Source organism: Nonomuraea sp. NPDC049269 (assembly GCF_043197155.1).
In the GTDB taxonomy this organism is placed as follows: domain Bacteria; phylum Actinomycetota; class Actinomycetes; order Streptosporangiales; family Streptosporangiaceae; genus Nonomuraea.
On record NZ_JBICSO010000007.1, the window covers coordinates 1 to 21,205 of the forward strand.

The 21,205-nt window shown below is 69.0% G+C and carries 14 protein-coding genes, 1 tRNA gene and 2 pseudogenes; 10 read left to right on the plus strand and 7 right to left on the minus strand.

Going from position 1 to position 21,205, the window contains the following annotated elements:
* Positions 1–245 (plus strand): annotated as a pseudogene (locus ACGFNP_RS35830) (IS5/IS1182 family transposase); the annotation flags it as partial.
* 15 nt (positions 246–260) lie between these two features.
* On the opposite strand, the gene ACGFNP_RS35835 reads toward ACGFNP_RS35830, so the two are convergent.
* Positions 261–788: a histidine phosphatase family protein gene (locus ACGFNP_RS35835; RefSeq protein ID WP_358318141.1), complete on the minus strand. Its 528-nt coding sequence runs from the start codon at positions 786–788 to the stop codon at positions 261–263.
* A 107-nt stretch (positions 789–895) separates the two neighbouring features.
* Between ACGFNP_RS35835 and ACGFNP_RS35840 the strand changes: the two genes are divergently transcribed.
* The 8 genes from ACGFNP_RS35840 (at position 896) to ACGFNP_RS35875 (ending at position 10,202) form a co-directional block, all read left to right on the plus strand.
* A tRNA-Ile gene (locus ACGFNP_RS35840) sits at positions 896–969 on the plus strand.
* 728 nt (positions 970–1,697) lie between these two features.
* Positions 1,698–1,913, plus strand: a complete 216-nt coding sequence (locus ACGFNP_RS35845; RefSeq protein WP_358318140.1) for a hypothetical protein — start codon at positions 1,698–1,700, stop codon at positions 1,911–1,913.
* 39 nt (positions 1,914–1,952) lie between these two features.
* On the plus strand, positions 1,953–2,513 hold the full coding sequence (locus tag ACGFNP_RS35850; protein WP_358318139.1) for a MauE/DoxX family redox-associated membrane protein: 561 nt from the start codon (positions 1,953–1,955) through the stop codon (positions 2,511–2,513).
* Entirely contained in the window at positions 2,510–3,022 is a 513-nt protein-coding gene (locus ACGFNP_RS35855) for a hypothetical protein (protein WP_358318138.1), read from the plus strand. Before ACGFNP_RS35850 ends, ACGFNP_RS35855 begins: the two co-directional genes overlap by 4 nt.
* Before the next feature lie 14 nt (positions 3,023–3,036).
* Positions 3,037–4,854 carry an ABC transporter ATP-binding protein gene (locus ACGFNP_RS35860; protein ID WP_358318137.1) on the plus strand — a complete coding sequence of 606 codons (1,818 nt, stop codon included), beginning with the start codon at positions 3,037–3,039 and terminating at the stop codon, positions 4,852–4,854.
* Entirely contained in the window at positions 4,851–5,276 is a 426-nt protein-coding gene (locus tag ACGFNP_RS35865) for a S26 family signal peptidase (RefSeq protein ID WP_393326301.1), read from the plus strand. The genes ACGFNP_RS35860 and ACGFNP_RS35865 overlap by 4 nt, the downstream gene beginning before the upstream one ends.
* 193 nt (positions 5,277–5,469) lie before the next feature.
* Positions 5,470–6,957 carry an FG-GAP-like repeat-containing protein gene (locus ACGFNP_RS35870; protein ID WP_393326303.1) on the plus strand — a complete coding sequence of 496 codons (1,488 nt, stop codon included), beginning with the start codon at positions 5,470–5,472 and terminating at the stop codon, positions 6,955–6,957.
* Positions 6,957–10,202, plus strand: a complete 3,246-nt coding sequence (locus ACGFNP_RS35875) for a DUF2961 domain-containing protein (protein WP_393326306.1) — start codon at positions 6,957–6,959, stop codon at positions 10,200–10,202. Before ACGFNP_RS35870 ends, ACGFNP_RS35875 begins: the two co-directional genes overlap by 1 nt.
* Positions 10,203–10,568: 366 nt before the next feature.
* On the opposite strand, the gene ACGFNP_RS35880 is transcribed toward ACGFNP_RS35875, so the two are convergent.
* On the minus strand, positions 10,569–13,436 hold the full coding sequence (locus ACGFNP_RS35880) for a BTAD domain-containing putative transcriptional regulator (RefSeq protein ID WP_393326309.1): 2,868 nt from the start codon (positions 13,434–13,436) through the stop codon (positions 10,569–10,571).
* A 428-nt stretch (positions 13,437–13,864) separates the two neighbouring features.
* Positions 13,865–14,068 (minus strand): hypothetical protein, encoded by a 204-nt coding sequence (locus tag ACGFNP_RS35885; RefSeq protein ID WP_358318132.1) that lies wholly within the window; start codon positions 14,066–14,068, stop codon positions 13,865–13,867.
* Positions 14,069–14,221: 153 nt separating this feature from the next.
* Between ACGFNP_RS35885 and ACGFNP_RS35890 the strand changes: the two genes are divergently transcribed.
* Positions 14,222–15,118 carry a CAP domain-containing protein gene (locus ACGFNP_RS35890; protein WP_393326312.1) on the plus strand — a complete coding sequence of 299 codons (897 nt, stop codon included), beginning with the start codon at positions 14,222–14,224 and terminating at the stop codon, positions 15,116–15,118.
* Between the two features lie 284 nt (positions 15,119–15,402).
* Here the strand turns inward: ACGFNP_RS35890 and ACGFNP_RS35895 are convergent.
* From ACGFNP_RS35895 to ACGFNP_RS35910, 4 genes and pseudogenes are all read right to left on the minus strand, one after another.
* A pseudogene (locus tag ACGFNP_RS35895) lies at positions 15,403–15,501 on the minus strand (hypothetical protein); the annotation flags it as partial.
* Positions 15,498–17,123: an ABC-F family ATP-binding cassette domain-containing protein gene (locus ACGFNP_RS35900; RefSeq protein WP_393326315.1), complete on the minus strand. Its 1,626-nt coding sequence runs from the start codon at positions 17,121–17,123 to the stop codon at positions 15,498–15,500. The pseudogene ACGFNP_RS35895 and the gene ACGFNP_RS35900, both read right to left, overlap by 4 nt.
* 325 nt (positions 17,124–17,448) lie before the next feature.
* A complete protein-coding gene (locus ACGFNP_RS35905) occupies positions 17,449–20,211 on the minus strand; it encodes an AAA family ATPase (RefSeq protein WP_393326318.1) in 2,763 nt (920 codons plus the stop codon).
* A gap of 92 nt (positions 20,212–20,303) precedes the next feature.
* The gene (locus ACGFNP_RS35910) at positions 20,304–20,960 is read right to left on the minus strand and encodes a sigma-70 family RNA polymerase sigma factor (protein ID WP_393326321.1); all 657 of its coding nucleotides are present in this window, start codon (positions 20,958–20,960) and stop codon (positions 20,304–20,306) included.
* Positions 20,961–21,205: the final 245 nt, after the last annotated feature.

Here is a 21,205-nt window from a genome sequence, read left to right on the forward strand (position 1 = left end):
GCCGCAAGATCCGTCACACCATCCCCGAACCACGCGATCAACGCGCCCACCGCCGCCGGCGCGGCTCGGCCGGAGGACGACCCACCGGCTTCGACACCGAACGCTACAAGGGCAGAAACGTCGTCGAACGGGCGATCAACCGGCTGAAGAACTTCCGGGCGGTGGCCACACGCTATGACAAACGCGCCTACATCTTCCTCGGCACCGTCACCCTGGCCGCCCTGGCCATCTGGCTCCGAACTTGATCTAAGAAACAGCTCTTAGGCCAGGGTGTACTCCCACCCCGGCTGCCACGCGAACGGAGCATCGACCAGCTCCGCCAACTCCGCCCCCTGGAGCAGGTTCTGCAGCGCCCACCGATTGGCCGAGTGCGAGATGACCAGCACCGAACACCCCTGCCACTTCTCCATCACCTCCTCAAGGAACGCCGCGGTCTCGGCCACCACCTGCCGATAGCTCTGCCCCCCTGGCCACGGCACCTCGACGAACCGCCGCCGCAATCTCGCCACCTCACTGACCGGCCGCCCGTTGTAGATCCCGTAGTCGCACTCCCGCAACCTGGAGTCCAGCCGAATCGTCTGTTCGTCGCCGAACGCCACCTCCGCCGTCTGCACCGCCCGCCGCAGATCAGAGGCGTACACCACATCCACGTCCCGCCGCCGCACCCCCAACTCCACGGCCAGCTCTCGCCCGGCCTGGGACAACTCCCCTGGCAACCAGCCGGTGGCGATGCCCGTCTCGTTGTCGACCGTGAGGGAATGCGTCTCGTAGATCAGCCTGACCGCCATGCCACCGACGCTACCGGCCGATCAGTGCCGTTGGCGTACGCGCTGAGTGAACGAGGACGATCTATGCTGGCATGGTGGCTCAGGTGTGGAAGGATGCATGTTTGCAAGGGGCGGTAGCTCAGCCGGTCAGAGCATCGGACTCATAATCCGTGGGTCGTGGGTTCAAGTCCCACCCGCCCTACTTTCTAATGCCGCGTTCGACCTGGGGTTTCTCGGTTTCCACTGCCTCTGACCCCTGGTTGCTCGGTGGTCGCTCGTGCGTACGGATCGTGTATCGCGGTAGGTCGTTCAGGCGGCCTTCGTCAACTCAGACCCCAGTGATGAGCAACAGAAGATCAAGTCAGAAGGCCTGCTCATCATCGTTCGGCTTGGGCCTCCGTGCGACGGCCCATGCGGACAAAGCTCGGCTGCGGCGCGGGCCACCTCGGCATACGGTTCCGTCTCGCCGACCGTCGTGACCCGCTCCCCGTTTCCCACCCGCTCGGCGTGCCACATCTCGACGCCCTCCATGTCCGCCGAGACCATGGCCGGCTCCGGAGTCAGCCCTTTGCCCTGGGACACGGACAACGTGTAGCCGTTCGGGCAGATCGCCTGGAATGTGGACGCTTTCCTGCATTCTATTATTTGGCCAGACGGCGGCCCATTTATGCGCCCCCGCCACGGGAAAGAAACTCACTTCCATTTCTTGGAAGCAACATGCCGAGGTTCTGTCGCCGCGAGTGGTCACCGAACGTCGCCTGCGAACCTGGCCTGACCAGGTGCGCAACGATCCAACAACGAGTTCGCAACGACCTCCGGAGACTATCGAATTGTCGGCGCGATATCGCCACGACAACTCCCGTCCGAACATCTACACCGACGAGCTCTCAACGATTTCTGTGATCAACGTGAAAGAGAGGCAGTAACACCATGATGACAAAAGTCAGAAGTGGGATCGGACACCTCAGCGACCGGATGCTCGCGCGCATCGTCCCGCACAAGACCGCTGACGCGGTCGTCTGTGTCTGGGAAAACTGCTGCGTGTTCGGAGCGAACTGGGTGGCCTATCGCGGCACACGGCAGGTCGACCCGCTGCACGGCACAGGGTGCACCGCGTGCTACACCCGCTACATCGACAAGTGTTAATGACGCTGTGGTGCTCTCGCTAGGCGTCATCGCGGTGCCATGACATATCTGAGCTTCGCCGGCCACTGGTTGCTCGGGGTGGTCTTCGCGATCTCCGCGGTGAGCAAGTTGCGCGGCCGGGTGGCGTTCACAGAGTTCGTCGCCACCACGCGCAACCTGCTCCCGTCGCGGTGGCGCGCATTGAGCATGACGGTCAGTGCTGTCGTGGTCGTCCTTGAGGCGGCGGTTCCGGTGCTGCTCTCCGTTCCCGGATGGCGACCGGGCGGGCTCGGCTTGGCGATGATCCTGCTGGCCGGGTTCGGTGCCGGTATCGCGGCCGCGTTGCGTCGGGGTGAGCGTACCGCGTGCCGCTGCTTCGGGGTTTCGCGGGCGCCGCTCGGCATTCGGCACCTGGTCCGCAACAGTCTGCTCGCGGCTGTGGCGGTGCTCGCACTCGTCGGCGGGAACTCCCATCCCGCCGACGCGGCCGGCCTGGTCGTCGCAGGCGCGGCTGCCGGTGTTCTCGCCCTGCTGGTGATCCGCTTCGACGACGTGATCGGCTTGTTCGTACCCCCTTCCTCAACAAGGCGGAACCGATGGTTGTATTGGCTGCAGCGGTGACCCTGGTCGGCGCGCTGTGTCTGCTGAACCTGCTGCTGACTTTCGGTGTGATCCGGCGGCTGCGAGACCACACCGAGACACTGACCAACCTCATGCGATACGGCGGCGGCGCCGCGACCGATATTCCCGTCGTCGGCGCGGCGGTCGGCGAGTTCACCGCCTCCACCGTGGACGGTGACCCGGTGTCGACCGACCTGCTTACCGGCACCACGGCAGTGGTGTTCCTCTCCTCGGAGTGCACGACCTGCCGCGCCCAACTGCCGAGCCTGGCGGTATGGGCCGGCGAGCGCGACCGGGAGCGGGTGCTGGTCGTGATCGATACGACCGCTTCCGACGGCGCTGATCTCGTCGCGGCGTTGACGAACGTGGCCAGGGTGGTGCGCGATCCGGCCGGTGGGCCGGTATGCGAAGCGTTCGGGGTGAGCGCGTTTCCTGCGGCTTGCGTGGTCACCGACGGCGTGGTGGTCGCGACGGCGCCAGACTTCTCCCGGCTGCCGGCACTGGTGTGACCACCGTGTCTCGGATGGCCACGCTGATCTGGCGGTCGGCCCCCCTGCACATCGTGGCGTACCTGGCGGTGAGCGTGGCGGTCGCGCTCTCTTCGGTCACCGTGGCCTGGCTGACGAGGTCGGCGCTGGACCAGCTGGTGTCGCGCGGTCCGCTCGGCGTACTCGTTGGGCTGGCGAGTGGTATCGCGGTGTGGGGGATGGTCGGCGCGCTCAGCCCCCAGCTCGGCCAGTTCCTGCGCGCGGAGCTGGACCGCCGCGTCGGGCTGCGCGCCAAGGACAGCTTGTACGCCGCCGTCGAACGGTTCGACGGCATCGGGCGGTTCGAGGACCCGACGTTCCTGGACCGGCTGCGGATGGCCGACATGAGCGTGACGAGTTCGGGTCAGCTGGTCGACTCGACGTTCCTTGTCGTCCGGAGTGTGCTGACGCTGCTGGGTTTCCTCGGTTCGCTGGCCGTCATCAGCCCGTGGTTCACCGTGGTGGTGCTGACCGCGACCGTTCCCGCATTCGTCGTCGAGCTGCGGCTGGCCCGGCAACGTACCGCGATGATGTGGAATATCAGCCCGGTTCAGCGCCGTGAACTGTTCTACGCGGGGCTGCTCGGCACCGTGCAGGCCGCCAAGGAGATCCGGCTGCTGGGGCTCGGTGCTTTTCTGCGCGAGCGGATGCTCGACGAGGTGCGGCGAGGGAATGCCGCCCGCCGTCGGATGGACCGCAGCGAGCTGCTGCGGCAAGGTGGATTGATCGCGCTCGCCGGCCTCGTCGCGGGCGGCGGCCTGGTCTGGGTGATCATGTCCGCTGGGCGGGGCACCCTGTCCGTCGGTGACGTCTCGATGTTCGTCGCGGCCACCGGCGGGGTGCAGGCGGCAGCGGCCGGACTGGTCGGCGCGACCGCCGGTCTGCGTCAGCAGATGCTGCTGTTCCGGCACTACCACGCGGTGGTGACCGCCGGGCCTGACTTGCGGGTCCCGGCGCGACTCCGCGAGCTTCCAGCACTGCGCCGCGGTATCGAGCTGCGCGACGTGTGGTTCCGCTACGCCGACGAGCACCCATGGGTCCTGCGCGGCGTGAACCTGTTCCTGCCCCACGGGGCGACGGTCGCGGTGGTGGGACGCAACGGCGGAGGCAAGAGCACGATCGTGAAGCTGCTGTGCCGCTTCTATGACCCGACCCGCGGTGAGATCCGGTGGGACGGCGTGGACATCCGCGACGTGCCGGTCGACGAGCTGCGGGCCCGGCTGGGGGCGGTGTTCCAGGACTTCATGGCCTACGAGTTCAGCGCGAGCGACAACATCGCGGTCGGCGATCTGCCCGCGCTCGACGACCACGATCGGATCGAACTGGCAGCCCGGGAGGCAGGGGTGCACGACACCCTCGCCGCGCTGCCCCGCGGCTACGACACCCTGCTGACCAGAGCCTTCCGCAGCCAATCCGAATCAGACGAACCACAGGCCGGAGTGGCGCTCTCTGGCGGCCAGTGGCAGCGGGTGGCACTGGCCAGAGCCTTCCTGAGAAGAGACCGCGACCTGGTCATCCTGGATGAGCCGAGTGCCGGCCTGGACGCCGAGGCTGAGCATGAGGTGCACACCCGGCTCCGGAAGCTCCGGGCGGGCCGCACGAGTCTGCTGATCTCCCACCGGCTCGGCACCATCCGGGACGCGGATCACATCGCCGTACTCGCCGACGGGGTAATCATCGAACAGGGCACTCACAGCGAACTCATGGCGGTGGACGGCGCCTACACCCACCTGTTCACCCTCCAAGCCGCCGGCTACGCCGACGCAAATGAGCCATCGTCTGCCTCCGGATGCACCAGGACCGCGGGCCCATGATCGCTACGGCCCTCCCCGTGCTGCTCTGTCTGCTGCTCGCGACCGGGGCTCTCTGGTTACGCCGACGGTACGCGGTGATCACTGTGCGGGGCGAGAGCATGAGCCCCACCTACCGGCCCGGGGATCGCCTGCTGCTGCGCCGGAACACCGCGATACGCGCTGGACAATGCGTGGTGTTCGCCGGCCGGCAGTCGGCGACGACCGGACGCCCAGGTGGATGGATCCTCAAGCGAGTCATCGCGGTGCCCGGTGATCCAGTACCCCGCGAACAGGTACCCGCATTGAGAGAGGTGCGCGAGCAGCGCGTGCCGCCCAGCCAACTCGTGGTGATGGGCGACAACGCGGTCCACTCGACCGACTCGCGGCACCTCGGTTACATCGCCGCGGACCGAGTTCTCGGCATCGTGCTACGGCGGCTCTGACGCCGTCTACCTCCACGTGAATCGGGGAGCGGCCGGAAAAAGAATGGCGAAGAACGAAGCCCGCGCGAATGCCCACATGACGACGCGGTGGTTCTCACTATTTCACGTGCAGGTGTGACGCAGCATGCTCCACTCCATCAACTGGGCCTTTTGCGACCTCCGGTGAAAATACTTTCCAGCAAGAGGAGATCAGATGAGAAAAGGGTTCGTGACGCTGCTCACGGCCGTGGCGGCGATCGCGACGAGCGTCGTCGTCGCTCAACCGGCCTTAGCCGCCGGCCCCCGCCCCGATTTCCGCGCGCCGTGGCCGTGCGGCCAGGTGCGGGACTACTACCACCACTCCGGCGAGGTCGCCAACGCGATCGACTTCAACATCGCGGGCAGCGGCGACCTGGGCACCCCGGCCCTGGCGTCGGCGCCGGGTACGGTGATCGACACCGTGACCGGAGATCCGGGGTACGGCAACTACGTCCGTGTCGATCACGGCGGCGGCTGGACGAGCCTGGTCGCCCACCTGGACCGGATCACGGTGTCCAGGGGGGCGTGGGTCAACGCGGGCCAGGAACTCGGCAAGGTCGGTACGACCGGCAATTCCACCGGCCCGCACCTGCATTACGAGCAGGAGGCCGACGGCGTGAACCAGCCGGTCATCGTCGATGGCGTGGCGATGAACTACGACGGCCAGACGCGCCGTCACACGAGCGGCAACTGCGGCGGCGGTGGTGGTGGCTCGTTGATGCTTGGTGGTTCGCCTGCCGATTTCAATGGTGACGGTAAGGAGGACATCGTCACCTTCACCCACAACGCGAGCGGCGATGTCTACGTGGCCCTGTCCACCGGCAGCGGTTTCGCCGGCACGTCGGTGAAGTGGCACGACTACTTCTCCATCGGTGGTGAGACACCACTGACCGGTGATTTCAACGGTGACGGGAAAGACGACATCGTCACCTTCACCCACGGCGCGGCGGCCGACGTCTACGTCGCCCTGTCGGACGGCACCAAATTCGGCACGTCGGCGAAATGGCATGACTGGTTCGCCCCCACCGGCGAGATCCCGGCGGTCGGCGACTTCAACGGCGACGGAAAAGACGACATCGCCACCTTCACCCACAACGCCACCGCCGACGTCTACGTCGCCCTGTCCACCGGCACCGGCTTCACCGGCACATCGGTGAAATGGCACGACTTCTTCGCGCCGGCCGGCGAATTCCCCGCCGTCGGCGACGTGAACGGCGACGGAAAAGACGACATCATCGTCTTCACCCAAGGCAGCAGCGGCGACGTCTACTGGGCGCAATCGACCGGCAACAGCTTCCAAACCTCCGCCAAGGTACACGACTGGTTCGCCCCCGCCGGCGAACTACCACGAGTCGGCGACTTCAACGGCGACGGAAAAGACGACATCGCCACCTTCACCAACAGCGCCACCGCCGACGACGCCTACGTAGCCCTGTCCACCGGCACCGGCTTCGGCCCCGGAACCAAATGGAACGACCACTTCGTCCTGCCCGGCGAATTCCCCTACACCGGCGACTACAACGGCGACGGAAAAGACGACATCGTCACCTTCACCCTCGGAAAGACCAACGACGTCTACGTCGGAATCTCCAACACCACCTCATTCGGCACCGGCACCAAATGGCACGACTTCTTCGGCCTCCCCGGCGAGATCACCCTCTGATGGCACAGCATTTCAAGGCGCTGGTGCTGCTGATGAGCACGCTGACCGCGTTGTTCATCGCGGCGCCGGCGCCGGCCACAGCGGCCGCTGCCGACAAGGGGCCGATCGGGTGGGACGTCTTCCGCAGGCTGGACCGGCTGCCGTACCTCAGCCCCGGAACCGACACGCGGCAGTTCTCCAGCTTCGACCGGGCGGGCGGCAACCCCGACGACGGATTCACCGGGCAGTACTCCTGCTTGCGGACCACCGGCACCGGCTGCGTGATAGCCGAGGACAGCGGGCCAGGTGAGATCTCGTCGATCTGGTTCACCAGGGACGGCGGCGACGTCACGGCGACCGGGACGATCACCATCGAACTGGACGGCGCCGTCGTCGTCAACGCGTCCTTGCAGGCTCTGGTCAACGGCCAGGTCGGCGGGCCGTTCGTGTACCCGCTGGTGGCCAACGCGAACCAAAGCTCGGGCGGCGTCTACATCAAGGTGCCGATGCCGTACCGGGAGTCCATGCGAATCACCACGCGCAACAACCCGTTCTTCCATCACGTGACGTACCGGCATTTCGCCGACGCCGAAGGCGTGAAGCGCTTCGACGCCAACGAGAACGCCACCGACGTCGTCAACCTGGTCAAGGCGTCCGGAACCAAGGACCCCAAGCCGGCGCAGCCCGGCGCTACCACCGTCGGCCAGAAGAGCACCCTGACGGCAGGGCAGCAACTGCAAATGGCGCAGATCACCGGGTCAGGCAGCATTTCGGCGCTGCGCATCCGGATTCCCGACGCGCAGGCCTCCGACGACACGCTCGCCGAACTGCGACTGCGGATCGACTTCGACGGCCGTAACACCGTCGATTCGCCGGTCGGCGAATTCTTCGGCGGCGGGCTCGGGGAGAGCGCGGTGCGGTCGCTGCTGTTCGCCATGGATACGTCGGCGGGCGGCTGGTACACCACCTGGTGGCCGATGCCGTACCGCACCGAGGCCAGGGTCAGCCTGGTCAACGGCACCGGACGGCCGCTGAGCGACCTGGAGGTGCAGGTCACCTCCGCGCCCGACGCCACCTGGTCCGACGCGTTCGAGGGTGGAAAGGCGGGCTATTTCACCACCGAATCACGGCGCGGCGACGTCACACCCGATGCCGACTGGCTTTTCGCCGATCGGACCGGGCGCGGCAAGTTCGTCGGCGTCTCGCACACCATGGAGAGCCGCGTTACCACGACGCGCGCATACCTGGAAGGAGACGAACGCGTCTACGTCGACGGCTCCCTCAGCCCACGCATCCACGGGACGGGAACCGAGGACTTCTACGAGTCGGGCTGGTACTTCAACCGGCAGCAGTTCACCAATCCGCTGAACGGCAACACGGCGCACGAGAAGAACGGCGGCGGCTGCCTCTACGAATGCGACGCCGCGTACCGGCTGATGCTGTCGGACGGGGTCGACTATTCAACCGCGCTGCGTTTCGGCATCGAACACGGCCCACAGAACGAGACGGCGGCCGTCTACGGCTCCACCGCCTTCCTGTACGCGCAGCCGACCTTCGGGGCGCACCGCACCAGCGTCCTGGACCTCGGCGACGCCGCCGCCAGGGCGAACCACGACTACAAGGAGACGGGCGCGGCGACCCAGGCCACGCTGACCTCCCTCTACGAGGGAGATGAGGACCCCCTGACCGTACGGGACGTCGTCCGCTCGACGGCGAGCCCGGTGTCGTTCCTGCTCGCCGTCGACCGCGACAACAACGGCGTGCTGCTGCGGCGCATCAACGACCAGGCCGTCGCATACCAGGCGGCCCGAGTGCTGGTCGACGGCATGGACGTCGGGCTGTGGCAGCAGCCGCTGTCCAACGGTATACAGCGATGGCTGGCCGACACGTTCCCGCTTCCGGCCAGCGTGACCGCCAACAAGAGCGCGATCCGGGTGGAACTGCGCCCGGTGCCCGGTTCCCCGCAGTGGACGGCGAGCCGCTACACCGCAGACAGTCTCCTCCCGGCGCAGCACATCGACGCGCGGGCCCCTTCGTCGTCCACCGGGCCGTCGCTGGTCGGCGGCGCCGAGCACGCGCTGCACCTCACGTGGCGCGAGCCCGATGACGACCTGGGAATACGCGAGTACCGCGTGTACGGGTCCACGACGCCCGGCACCCAGACCACCCGGCTCGGCACGACGCGCGGCCTGGGCTTCACCCATCGCGCCCTCGCCCCCGGGCAGACCTGGTACTACCGGGTCCAGGCCGTGGACCTGTCGGGGCGTACGGCCGACATCGGCTCGACGGTCTCCGGCCGTACGGGCAGACCGACCCGCACGGACGTCGACAACGACGGCAGGGACGACGTCGTGACGTTCACCAGGGGTCCGACCGCCGACGTGTACGTCTCGACGTCCGACGGCGCGAAGTTCGTCCAGAACGCCTGGAAGTGGAATGACTGGTTCGCCGCTGGCCAGGAGATCCCGCTGACCGGCGACTTCGACGGCGACGGCCGCGACGACATCGCCACGTTCACCAGGGGCGACAGCGCCGACGTGTACGTGGCGCTGTCCACTGGCACCGGGTACGGGACGGGCGTGAAGTGGCACGACTACTTCGCGGCCGGCACCGAGATCCCGCTGACCGGCGACTTCGACGGCGACGGCCGCGACGACATCGCCACGTTCACCAGGGGCGACTCCGGTGACGTGTGGGTGGCGCTGTCCACGGGGTCCGGGTTCGCCGGCTCCCGCAAGTGGCACGACCACTTCGGGCTCGGCACCGAGATCCCGCTGACCGGCGACTTCGACGGCGACGGCCGCGACGACATCGCCACGTTCACGCGGGGTGACAGAGCCGATGTGTACGTGGCGCTGTCCAGCGGGAGCGTGTTCCGGCAGGACGGCTGGCTCTGGCACCAGAACTTCGCCGTCGGGAACGAGACCCCCGCCGTGGGCGATTTCGACGGCGACGGGCGCGACGACATCGTGACGGTCACCGGCGGGAGCGCCGCCGACGTGTACGTGTCGCTGTCCGACGGTGGGAGGTTCGTCCAGAACGCCTGGAAGTGGCATGACGGCTTCGCCAGTGGCGACCAGGTGCCGGGCGTGGGCGACTTCAACGGCGACGGCAAGGCCGACGTGGTCTCCTTCACCCGGGGAAGCGCGGGCGACGTGTTCGTGACGACGTCCGACGGCGGACGATTCCTGCCGACGGTGGCGAAGTGGCACGACAACTTCGCCATCGGGACGGAATGGCCGCGTCCCAGCCAGCTGATGAACTGAGCAACCAAGATCCAACCCGTAAAGCGGTAGGAGCAGGGAGTCGCCCCGCACCCGCCAGGTGTGGGGCGACCCGCGCGAAGGCGACGCCGTCGTAGGGCTGCGCCCGCTCCGCTCGAACGGTCCTGCGCCCAGCACGAGAGTCGCCGCCACCCCGCGTCCAACGGCGATCCCGCCCGCTGCCAGTACCGGCACAGGAGTGACGAGATCCACCACCGCGGGCACGAGGCTGAGGCGAGCGCCGTTCGCGGTGGGGTGTGGTCAGACGGCTCGGGCTCGCGCTCGCACGGGCTCGACATGCCTGGCCGGCGTTGTGAGATCGTCGTGGGTTCGTCGCAGGTGCTGGACTCGTTCACTGCGCCGTCGGCGCTACCGATCCAGGTGATCGTGGATCTTGGGGCGGATCCGGTCGGCGTCGGCGTGGCCGAGCTGGTCGAAGATCTCCAGCGCGCACCGCCAGGCGTGGCCGGCCGGCTGGTCGTGGCCGGCGGCGTGGTGGGCGTCGCCGAGGCGTACGAGGGTGGCGGCCTCGTTGTAGCGGTCGGCGACCTCGCGGAACAGGTTCAGGGCCTGCTCGTAACAGGCGGCGGCTTGGGCGTGATGGCCGAGGTGCAGGTGCGCGTGTCCGAGGCTGTCCCAGGTGGTGGCCTGACCATGCTGATGGCCGAGTTCGCGGTGCAGGTCGAGGGCTCGCTGGCAGTGGATCAGGGCCTGATCGTGGTGGCCCAGCAGGGTGTGGTACCAGCCGATCGCGTTGAGCGCGTGCGCGAGTCCGGCTCGATGGCCGGCTTGCTGGTAGAGTTCGCGGGCCTGTTCGGCATGGCCGAGCGCCTCTTGATAACCCTGGTGGGTCTCCAGGAGCGAGGCGACGCCGCGGTGGGCGTTGGCCAGGCCGACCCGATCACCAAGCGCGCCGAACAGGGTGAGCGTCTGCTCGACGTGGGCGCGGACCTTGTCATGGCGGCCCAGCCGGGTGTAGACGCGTACGAGCCCTTCGTGGGCGTGGGCCTGGCCGAGCCGATCCCCGAGCCGCTGCGCGGCGGCCAGCGCGGTCTGCTGGGTGGAGAGAAGTTCCGGCCAGTGTCCTTGATGGTCGAAATAGGTGACCAAGGCCCAGGCCAGCTGCCAGGTGAGGGTGCCGAATCCCAGGTCGGCGGCCTGGCGCACGGCCGCGATCAGCACCGCGTGCTCGGCGGTGAACCAGGCCATCGCCTGCTGCGGATCCGTCAGGACCGTCGGACGCACTCCCTCACGGGGCGCGGACAAGGTGATCGGATGGCGGTGCGGATACAGCAGCAGCATGGCGGCGTGCGCGGTCTGCACATAATGATCCAGTACGCGATGCGACCCGGCACGCCGGACGGTCTGCGTATCGCGCGTGAGGGCCTGCTCCGCGGCGTAGGCACGCAGCAGGTCATGGAAGGTGTAGCGTCGCGGCCGGTGCTCGATGAGCAGGTGCGCCCGCGTCAGCTCGGTCAACAGCCGTCGCGCCTGAGCACGGTCCAGGGCGGCCATGCTGGCCGCCGCCTCCTCGTCGGCGTCTGGTCCGGGGTGTATGCCCAATAATCGAAACAGTCTGGCCGCCGGCGCGGACAAGGTGCGATAGGACCAGGAGAATACCGCCTTGAGGTCGGCGGCCGGCTCTCCCGCGTCCAGTGCGTCCAGCCGGGCCGAGTCCCTGCCCAGGTTCTCGGCCAGGGCCCGCAGCGGGAAGTCCGGGCGGATCTTCGCCCGGGCCGCGATGATGCTCAGCGCGAGCGGCAGCCCCGCGCACAGCTCCAGCAGGCCGGCCACCGCCGCAGGCTCGGCCGCGGCCCGCCGGCTGCCCACATGCCGGGTGAACAGCCGTCGCGCCTCGACCTGACCGAGAGGAGGCAACGTGATCGGGCAGGCACCGTGACCGGCCATCAGGCCGGCCAGCTCGTGGCGGCTGGTCACCAGCACGAAGCAGGACGGGTTCCCCGGCAACAGGGGCGCCACCTGCGTCGTGTCGCGGGCATTGTCCAAAACGATCAGCATGCGCCTGCCCGACACCAGACTGCGGTACAGCGCGACCTGCGCGTCCAGCGTCGGCGGGATCGCCGCCGGATCGACGCCCAGGGCGCCCAGCAAGGTTCGTACCGCCACCACCGCCGACATCGGCGCGTCGCAGGGGTCGAAGCCACGCAGGTTCACGTACAACTGCCCGTCGGCGAACGCGTCCGCGTTCCGGTGCGCCCAATGCAGCGCGAGCCAGGTCTTGCCGATGCCCCCGCAGCCGCCGACCGCGACGATTCGCACCGTGCCCGTTGTCAGCTGAACGTTCAGCGCGTCATCGAGCTCGGCCAACTCCCGGGCGCGGCCGACGAAAAGCGGCGGCGCCGCCGGCAATGTCCGCGGCACCAGGGCCACGTCCACCGGCGTCGGCGGTGTGCGCGGCACCGAGGCGACGTCGCGCGCCATCGATGGCGTGCGCGATGCCGCGCCTACGTCGGCCGTCGCGGGCACTCGGACCGGGGCGAGCGCGGGATCGGCGCTCAGAATCTGCTGATGGAGCCGCTGGAGGGTAGCGCCGGGGTCGGTCCCCAGGGCCTCGGCCAACCCGCGCCGGACCCGCGTGTAGCACGCCAAAGCGTCGGCTTGGCGACCGCTACGATACAGCGCGATCATGAGCTGACCGGCCAGCCGTTCGTCCAGCGGATGCACCGCCGCCAGCGCCGCGAGGTCGGCGAGCAACGTGGCGTCCTCGCCCCGCCGGAGCCGGAGGTCCTGACAGTCGAGCTGCGCGGCGAACCGCTCGGCCTGCAGCGTGTGCCGCAGCGCCGTCAACCAGGGGGTGTCCAGGTCAGCGAACGCCTCGCCGCGCCACAACGCCAGCGCCCGCTCGTACAGTCCTACTGGCTCCACGCCGTCCCGGCCGCCCCGCGCCTGCGCCAGTAGCCGGTGGAACAGATGCAGATCCACGGCCGCCTCGTCGACCTCAAGCAGATAGCCGCCGGAACGACGCCGGATGCCCCACTCCTCGACCACCGGCACCGCGGCCCGCAACCGCGACAGATAGCTGCGCAATGTACCCGCGGCCTGCGGCGGCCGGTCCTCGCCCCAGACCCGCTCGGCGAGTCGATCCATGGAGACCGGGTGATTCGCCTCCACCAGCAGCGCTGTCAGCACATACCGCTGCCGCGTCGGCCCGACATCGACCGGCTTGCCGTCCACCCGCGCGCAAACTTCGCCCAACAGCCGGAACTCGACTCGCATAGCCCTCCCTCAACCGGGCCGTACGATAACTAGAGTTGACTCTACAAAAGAGGGTCCAGGCCGCCTGAGACTTCAACAAAGCTCAAACTGATCGCGGCGCGGCAGAGCATGGAGGAGACCATCGTCCGCGCAGACGCCGCCGCGCGGGGACGGCTGACCGGCGACCTGGTGGCAGTCGAAATTCACTGACCCCGGTCATCCACGACCGTGGACCATGTCCCCGGTCCTGAGGGCACCGCATTGCGCGCCGAGCAGAGACGCATAACCGAGCTTCCGAACGGGACACGCGCGTAGACCGGGCCGGAGACTCCGGGAAGGGGGTCCCGTCGCGTTGCTCCTGGGGAAGCTCTCGGTCTCGCCGTTTCCGGGGCACGGTCGATCGCGGTGGGATCGTCCAGCCCGGGGGGAGACCCCGGGCTGACCTGGCATCAGCTGGCGGGGGTGTGGCCCTCGCCGGTTCTGGTGGCCTTCTTGGTGGCAGGGGTTGCCGCGTTGCCGGTCCTCATCGTCGGCACGCTCTTGGCGAACGTCTCGGTCGCGTAAGCGGCGCCGTCCGCGAGCTGGTCGAGGAGGGTCGTGTTGACGTTGTCGTACGTGTCACAGGCCAGGTGGTAGCAGGGGTCATAGGGCACCTCGTACACAGGACGCCGAAAGCGTCATGGACGCCTCTCGGGGCGCTTGGTTGACATTAATCACAGGGTGAAATGTCCAGTTTTGCGTGACAAGTCCAGTAATGGGGCGGCAGAATGCGGGACCACCAGTCTCCCCCGCCACTGAAGGAACCCATGCGTAGACCCCTGGGAGTACTCGCCGCCGTCGCCAGCCTCGCCGCCTGCACCCCGTCCGCCGATCAGCCGCCGGGCGGAGCGGCCGGAGCGGTGCCCGAGGTGACCGCGTCGGCCTCGACGCCCGCACAGACCGGAGCGCCGGTTCGACGGCCGGCCCCTGAATCGGACGAGTGCCGGGTGAGCGTGGTCAGGCCGGACATCTCCGCGCTCAGGATCCGGACCTCGGCCGCCCGCCGTGGCTGTGTGCACCCCGCGCTGCTGCGCATCCAGGTCAAGCGCGCCGTCCCCGGCGCCGATCCGGTCGTCAAGAGCGGCGCCACCAGGAAGAGCCGCATCGCTCTGCGACTGCCCTGCAAACCGGGTACGTACTACGCGGTCGCCACCGACTACCGGGGCGGCACAGCCAGGTCCAACGCCGTACGGCTGACGTGCGTCACGCCCGCCCCCACGGCGCGGAAGACGGAGACGCCGTCGACTCCTGAGAGGAAGGCGTCCGTCACGTCCGTCGGCACGGCGCTGGAGAACGAGGTCGTCCGGCTGACCAACGCCGAGCGGGCCAAGGGTGGCTGCGACCCGCTCAAGCACGACGCGCGGCTGCGCAAGGCCGCGTTCGGGCACTCGGCCGACATGGCGAAGAAAGACTACTTCGACCACGACTCTCAGGACGGCCGCGACATGGTCGACCGCATGCGCGCAGCCGGCTTCACCGGCTCGGCCTGGGCCGAGAACATCGCCATGGGCCAGCGGTCGGCGGCCGAGGTGGTCCGGACCTGGATGAACAGCGACGGCCACCGGCAGAACATCATGAACTGCTCGTACACCCTCATCGGGGTGGGCGCGGCCAAGGACGCGCAGGGACAGCTCTACTGGACGCAGGACTTCGCCGCCCGCTGACCCCACGACGGCCGCAGCCGCCACCTTGATCACGCTCTCGGTCTCGCCGTTTCCGGGGCACGGTCGATCGCGGTGGGATCGTCCAGCCCGGGGGGAGACCCCGGGCTGACCTGGCATCAGCTGGCGGGGGTGTGGCCCTCGCCGGTTCTGGTGGCCTTCTTGGTGGCAGGGGTTGCCGCGTTGCCGGTCCTCATCGTCGGCACGCTCTTGGCGAACGTCTCGGTCGCGTAAGCGGCGCCGTCCGCGAGCTGGTCGAGGAGGGTCGTGTTGACGTTGTCGTAGGTGTCGCAGGCCTGGTGGTAGCAGGGGTCATAGGGCTTCCCGGCCGTGCCGCCGAAGACGGCGGCCTCCTCGGCCGTCTTGACGGTGTCGGTGCGCGTCACTCACCGGCGAGGCCTCCGGTCTCCAGCAGCCGCCCGCCGGACAGCTCCAGCCGGCGGTCCACCTTGATCTCCGCGAGGAACCGCTCGTCGTGGCTGACCACCACGAACGCCCCCTCGTACGCGCCGAGCGCGCTCTCCAACTGCCCCACGCTGACCAGGTCGAGGTTGTTGGTGGGCTCGTCGAGCAGCAGGAGCTGAGGCGCCGGCTCGGCGCACAGCGCGCAGGCGAGCGTGGCGCGCAACCGTTCTCCGCCCGACAGCACCCCGACAGGCAGGTGGGCGCGGGTGCCCCGGAAGAGGAAGCGGGCCAGCAGGTTCATCCGCTCCGCCGCCGGCATGCCGGGGGCGAACGCGGCCAGGTTCTCCGCCACGGTGCGCCCGACGTCGAGCAGGTCCAGCCGCTGCGACAGGTAGGCCACCCGGCCTCCGGCCCGCCTGGTCGTGCCGTCGTCGGGCTCCAGGTCGCCGCTGATCAGGCGGAGCAGGGTGGACTTGCCCGCGCCGTTGGGGCCGGTCAGCGCGATGCGCTCGGGTCCGCGGATCGTCAGGTCGAGGCCCGGCTCGGCGAACAGGTCGCGGGCCCGCAGGTGTTCGCCGAGGAAGACCGTGCGCCCGGCGGGGACGTTGGTCCCGGGCAGGTTCAGCACGATCTTCTGGTCGTCACGCAGGGCGCGCTCCGCCTCGTCGAGCCGGGCCCTGGCATCGCCGACGCGTGCGGCGTGCGTCTGACCCGCCCGGCCGGCGGACTCCTGGGCGCCGCGTTTCATGTTCCCGGCGAAGATCCGCGGCAGGCCGGCGTTCTTGAGGTTGCGCGCGGCGTTGCTCGCCCGGCGCTCGGCCCGCTCACGAGCCTGCTGCAGCTCCCGCTTCTCGCGCTTGAGCTCCTGCTCGGCGCTGCGCACGTTCCGCTGGGCGGCCTCCTGCTCGGTGCGTACGGCCTCCTCGTACGCGGTGAAGTCGCCGCCGTAGAAGCGGACCTCGCCCCGGTCCAGCTCGGCGATGCGGTCCATGCGGTCGAGCAGGGCCCGGTCGTGACTGACCACGAGCAGGCAGCCGTTCCAGTCGCCGAGCACGTCGTAGAGGCCGCGGCGCGCGTCGAGGTCGAGATTGTTCGTCGGCTCGTCGAGCAGCAGGACGCCGGGCCGTTTGAGGAGCTGCGCGGCCAGGCCGAGCGAGACGACCTGTCCCCCGCTCAGCGTACGCAGCGTGCGCGCGAACTCGAGGTCGCCGAGCCCGAGCCGGTCGAGCTGAGCCCGGGTGCGCTCCTCGATGTCCCAGTCGTTGCCGATGGTGGTGAAGTGCTCCTCGCTCGCGTCCCCGGACTCGATGGCGTCCAGCGCGGCGATCACGGGAGCGATGCCCAGGACCTCGGCCACGGTCAGCTCGCCGGCCAGCGGCAGGCTCTGCGGCAGGTAGCCGAGCGCGCCGTCGACGGACACACTGCCGCCGCCGGGCTGGTACTCGCCGGCGATCAGCTTGAGCAGCGTGCTCTTGCCCGCGCCGTTCGGGGCGACCAGGCCCGTACGGCCGGCGCCCACGGTGAAGGAGAGCTCGCTGAAGACGGGGGTGTCGTCAGGCCAGGAGAAGGACAGGTTGGCACAGATGATGAACGCATCGGACATGCGAGATACCTCGTACGTACGTGATCCGGGGCGCGCCGAAGCCGCCCGGCAAAGGGACAGGGATTCGGGAAACGACGACCGAGGCCACATCGGCGGCGATCATGAGCGCCCGCCGGGGCCGGTCAACCTCCGGTCTCACCCGGAGATGTCGTCGTCGCCTGCCATGTCTGGTCTCCTAGCTCTGATCACGAACTTTCCACACGATAGCAGCCGTCCGCCGCCCAACGGCAAGGACGATCTTGAGATGCCGTCACCAGCATGGCCGCGCTCGACTCCGAGCTGCCGGCCGAGCTGGGGCACCCGAAGGCATCGTTTGACCCGCCCGTCAGGCGCCGGCCAGCACTCTGCGGAGCTTGTTCCGCGAGTTGACGTCGAGCTTGGTGAACACCTTGCCCAGGTGCCATTCGACCGTGCGAGGGCTGATGAACAGCTCGGCGCCGATCTCGGAGTTCGTCTTTCCGTCGGCGGCGAGCCGGGCGATCTGGGCTTCCTGCGCTGTGAGGTCCTGACGGAGCTCGACCGCGCGCTGGCGCACCGACTCGCCGGTGGCAAGGAGTTCGCGACGGGCGCGCTCGGCGAAGGCATGGGCGCCGAAACGGTGCAGCATCTCATAGGCGGTTCGCAGTTGTTCGCGCGCGTCGAGGCGCCGGTTCTCGCGGCGAAGCCACTCGCCGTACACCAGGTGGGTGCGAGCGAGGTGAACGGCGATCCGGCTGCGTTTGAGGTGCTCGATGGCCTCGCGGTAGAGCACGTCGGCGGCCCGGCCCTCGCTGAGCAGCGCTCTCGATCGGGCCAGAACGCCGAGTGCCCAGTCCGTGCCGCCGGCGCCGGCTCGTTCCTCGATCTGTCGCAGGGCAGCCTCGGCCGCCTCGGGGACATCGCAGCGGGCGGCCGCCTCGACGAGCTCGACGAGAGCGAAACCGTAGACTCCCAGATCCTCGTGCTCACACGCCCGTTCCGCGCTGGCCAGGGCGGCCTGGTACTGACCGAGGCCGTTGTTCAGCACCGCGATCAGGTAGGCGCCCAAACCGATCGCTCGCCCCTCACCCCAGGAGGCCGCGTCTCGGGCGTTGGCCTGGATCAGCGCCGCCGCCTGGGCATCCTCGCCACGCCAGGCGACGAGCAGGAGCGAAGAGTAACCGAGCGGCGAGTTGCGGGTCGCCTCCGTGATCGCGTCGGACTCCTCGATCAATGCCGAGGCCACGTCGAACTCTCCGGCGTGCACGTGCACGGAAGCGCGGTAGGTGAGGGCCAGGGGAAGGAAATTGAGCGCGCCGGCCTCGCGAGCCGTCCGGACCGCGTGCGTGGTCAGTTCATGCCATGTCTCGTCGTCCCACATGTCGGCGGCGACCAGCCAGGTCAGCCAGAGCCAGCGCATGATGTCGTCCCCGTTGCGTCCGGCGTCCCGCCGAAACGCCCGCAGAGCGCGCTTCAACAGCGGCGCACCCTCGACGTAGCCCTCGGCGAACCACGTCGCCAGGCCATCGAGAAGTACGTCCGCCGGCCGTGGTGGTCGCGGTCCCCGCGGTGCGGCGCGGGCGGCCTCGGCCACCTGCCGCACTCCGCCGCGTCCGTTGAGGCGGCCGGCGAAGATCGCCGCTCCGACCGCTTCGAGGTACGCCTCACGCGCCTGCCCGTCGTCGACCCGTTCCAGTCGGCCGGCCGCGTCGAGCAGGAGCGGCAGAGCATCGCCGCCGCGTCTGCGCGCGAAGACGATCTGGGCGCGGAGCCGGGCCAGCCGCCCGCGCCGGAGCTCGTCCAACGGACCCATCTCCGCGGCGGCGAGGAGCTCGAGCGCCGCATCCGGGGCGCCGGCCTCGAAGGTGGCCTGCGCCGCGGCCACCGCCCTCGCTCCGCGTATGGCCGGATCAGGCGTCAGCTCGGTCGCCCGCTTCAGGAACGCGGCCGCCGCCGCGATACCGCCGCGCGCCTGGGCCCGGTCGGCTGAGCGCTCCAGTTCGCCGGCCACGGCCTCGTCGGGTTCGACCGCCGCGTGGGCGCGATGCCAGGCTCGGCGATCCGGGTCGGACGCGGGATCGGTTGCCTCGGCCAGCGCACGATGGACGTCCTGGCGCTCTCCAGGATCCGCCGCGCGATAAGCGGCCGAACGTACCAGCGGATGACGGAACCGCACCGGTGTGCCGAACTCGATCAGCCCCGCCGCCTGGGCCACCGCCGCGGCGTCCGCCCCGATGTCGAGCCGCTCGGCCACCCGCCTCAGCAACGACACGTCCCCCACCGGCTCGGCGGCCGCCGCCAGCAGGAGCCGTTGCGTCGCACCCGGAAGCGACCCGATACGCCGCAGGAAACTCTGCTCGATCTGACTCGCCAGGGGCCGCGCGTCAGGACGCCCGAACCCACCGGCCAGCTCCGCCACCGTCAACCCCCGCGGCAACTCCAGCAGGGCCAGGGGATTACCGCGGGTCTCGGCGACGATTCGGTCTCTGACCCGCTCGTCCAGCCGCCCGGGGACCACCGAATCCAGGAGCGCGCGCGCATCGTCGTCGCGCAGGCCCCGGATCACGAGCTCCGGCAGCCCCAGCAACTGATCATCGCCTTGACCGAGCGGCGACGCACGCGCGGCGAACACCACCGCCACCCGCTCCGCGAGCAGCCGGCGCGCGACGAAGGCCAGCGTCTGCGCGGAGACCCGATCGAGCCACTGAGCGTCGTCCACCACGCAGAGGAGCGGCTGCTCCTCCGCCGCCTCGGCCAACAGGCTGAGCACCGCCAACCCGACCAGGAAACGGTCCGGAGCGCTCCCCGCGCTCAGGCCGAACGCGATGGCCAAGGCATCACGCTGCGGGCCGGGGAGACGATCGAGCTGCCCCATCTTCGGCCCGCACAGCTGGTGCAACCCGGCGAACGCCAGCTCCATCTCGGACTCGACACCGGCAGCCCGCAGGATCTGGTATCCCTTAGCGCTCCCCACCAGGTACTCCACCAAGGCGGACTTGCCGACTCCCGCCTCGCCGCGCAGCACCAGTACCTGACTCTGACCCGCCTTGGCGCTCGCGACCAACCGATCCAGCGCTTCACACTCGCCACGCCTGCCACGCAGACCGCGCCGAGGAGCGCTGCTCGACATTCACCACCACCATGCAGGTCAAGTGGGACAGACCCTGGTCGATTAGGGTCAGCCCAATTATGCCCTGCGAGGGGACGGTCCGGACAATTCGCCTAGGTGGCCCATCCCCGTTGGGGGCGGATCGAAAGATGGCCCTTGGCGAGCAGGTCGATGAGACGCGCCATGTCGCCGGCTCGCGCCGCACCGAGAAAGGCGTCGAACAGCCCATCTCGCTCCGCTGGATCGACCGGATTGCGCGGTCGTTCGGCGAGATGCTTGCGCGCCCGGCGCGCCAGTTGCCGCGCGTTGGCTTCGCTGAGCTCGAGTACTTCGGCGATCTCGCGGAACGGATAGTCGAACGCCTCGCGAAGCACGTAAACGGCGCGTTCGACGGGGGACAGCCGTTCCATCAGGAGCTGTACCGCGAGCTCGACCCCCTCACCGCGTTCTGCTTCCAGCACGGGATCGAGGGATGCGAGATCACGCTTCGGTGGCCATCCCCCGACACTGACCTCGCGACGAGCGCGGGCCGAGGTCGCCGCGTTGAGCGCCAGCCGCGTCGTGATGGTCACGAGGAACGCGACCCGATTCTGGACCCGCGCTCGGTCCGCGCCCTGCCAGCGGACCCACACGTCCTGAACGACGTCCTCGGCGTCGGCCGCACGACCCAGCAGCTGGTACGCGATCCCGAACAGTCGAGAACGGAGGTTTTCGAAGTCCGCCGCCGACGAGCCTGATTCCGACACGACATCGACGCTGCACGAGCGCATGACGATCTTCCCCCCTCACGGTGGCCTGGACCGCCGGGACCGGCTCCTCGTTCTCCAGGCCCGGCTCAGTGACATAGCCACCCTCGCCCGGCTCGGGTGCCGATCGCGCCCGTAGAACGCCCGGTCATATCCCTGGCCGGTGCACGGGGACGGCGACCTGCGGCGCGTTGTCACAAATCGGCGTGCTGCCCTGTCTTCAGGCAGGAGGGACTCACGGAGCGACAGGAGCGGGACCTTGCCACCAG

What these genes read in the sequence shown, in the direction of transcription:
- ACGFNP_RS35835 (WP_358318141.1), bottom strand. Translation starts at nt 788, where the DNA reads ATGGCGGTCAGGCTGATCTACGAGACGCATTCCCTCACGGTCGACAAC.
- ACGFNP_RS35845 (WP_358318140.1), top strand. Translation starts at nt 1,698, where the DNA reads ATGATGACAAAAGTCAGAAGTGGGATCGGACACCTCAGCGACCGGATG.
- ACGFNP_RS35850 (WP_358318139.1), top strand. Translation starts at nt 1,953, where the DNA reads ATGACATATCTGAGCTTCGCCGGCCACTGGTTGCTCGGGGTGGTCTTC.
- ACGFNP_RS35860 (WP_358318137.1), top strand. Translation starts at nt 3,037, where the DNA reads ATGGCCACGCTGATCTGGCGGTCGGCCCCCCTGCACATCGTGGCGTAC.
- ACGFNP_RS35865 (WP_393326301.1), top strand. Translation starts at nt 4,851, where the DNA reads ATGATCGCTACGGCCCTCCCCGTGCTGCTCTGTCTGCTGCTCGCGACC.
- ACGFNP_RS35870 (WP_393326303.1), top strand. Translation starts at nt 5,470, where the DNA reads ATGAGAAAAGGGTTCGTGACGCTGCTCACGGCCGTGGCGGCGATCGCG.
- ACGFNP_RS35875 (WP_393326306.1), top strand. Translation starts at nt 6,957, where the DNA reads ATGGCACAGCATTTCAAGGCGCTGGTGCTGCTGATGAGCACGCTGACC.
- ACGFNP_RS35880 (WP_393326309.1), bottom strand. Translation starts at nt 13,436, where the DNA reads ATGCGAGTCGAGTTCCGGCTGTTGGGCGAAGTTTGCGCGCGGGTGGAC.
- ACGFNP_RS35890 (WP_393326312.1), top strand. Translation starts at nt 14,222, where the DNA reads ATGCGTAGACCCCTGGGAGTACTCGCCGCCGTCGCCAGCCTCGCCGCC.
- ACGFNP_RS35900 (WP_393326315.1), bottom strand. Translation starts at nt 17,123, where the DNA reads ATGTCCGATGCGTTCATCATCTGTGCCAACCTGTCCTTCTCCTGGCCT.
- ACGFNP_RS35905 (WP_393326318.1), bottom strand. Translation starts at nt 20,211, where the DNA reads ATGTCGAGCAGCGCTCCTCGGCGCGGTCTGCGTGGCAGGCGTGGCGAG.
- ACGFNP_RS35910 (WP_393326321.1), bottom strand. Translation starts at nt 20,960, where the DNA reads ATGCGCTCGTGCAGCGTCGATGTCGTGTCGGAATCAGGCTCGTCGGCG.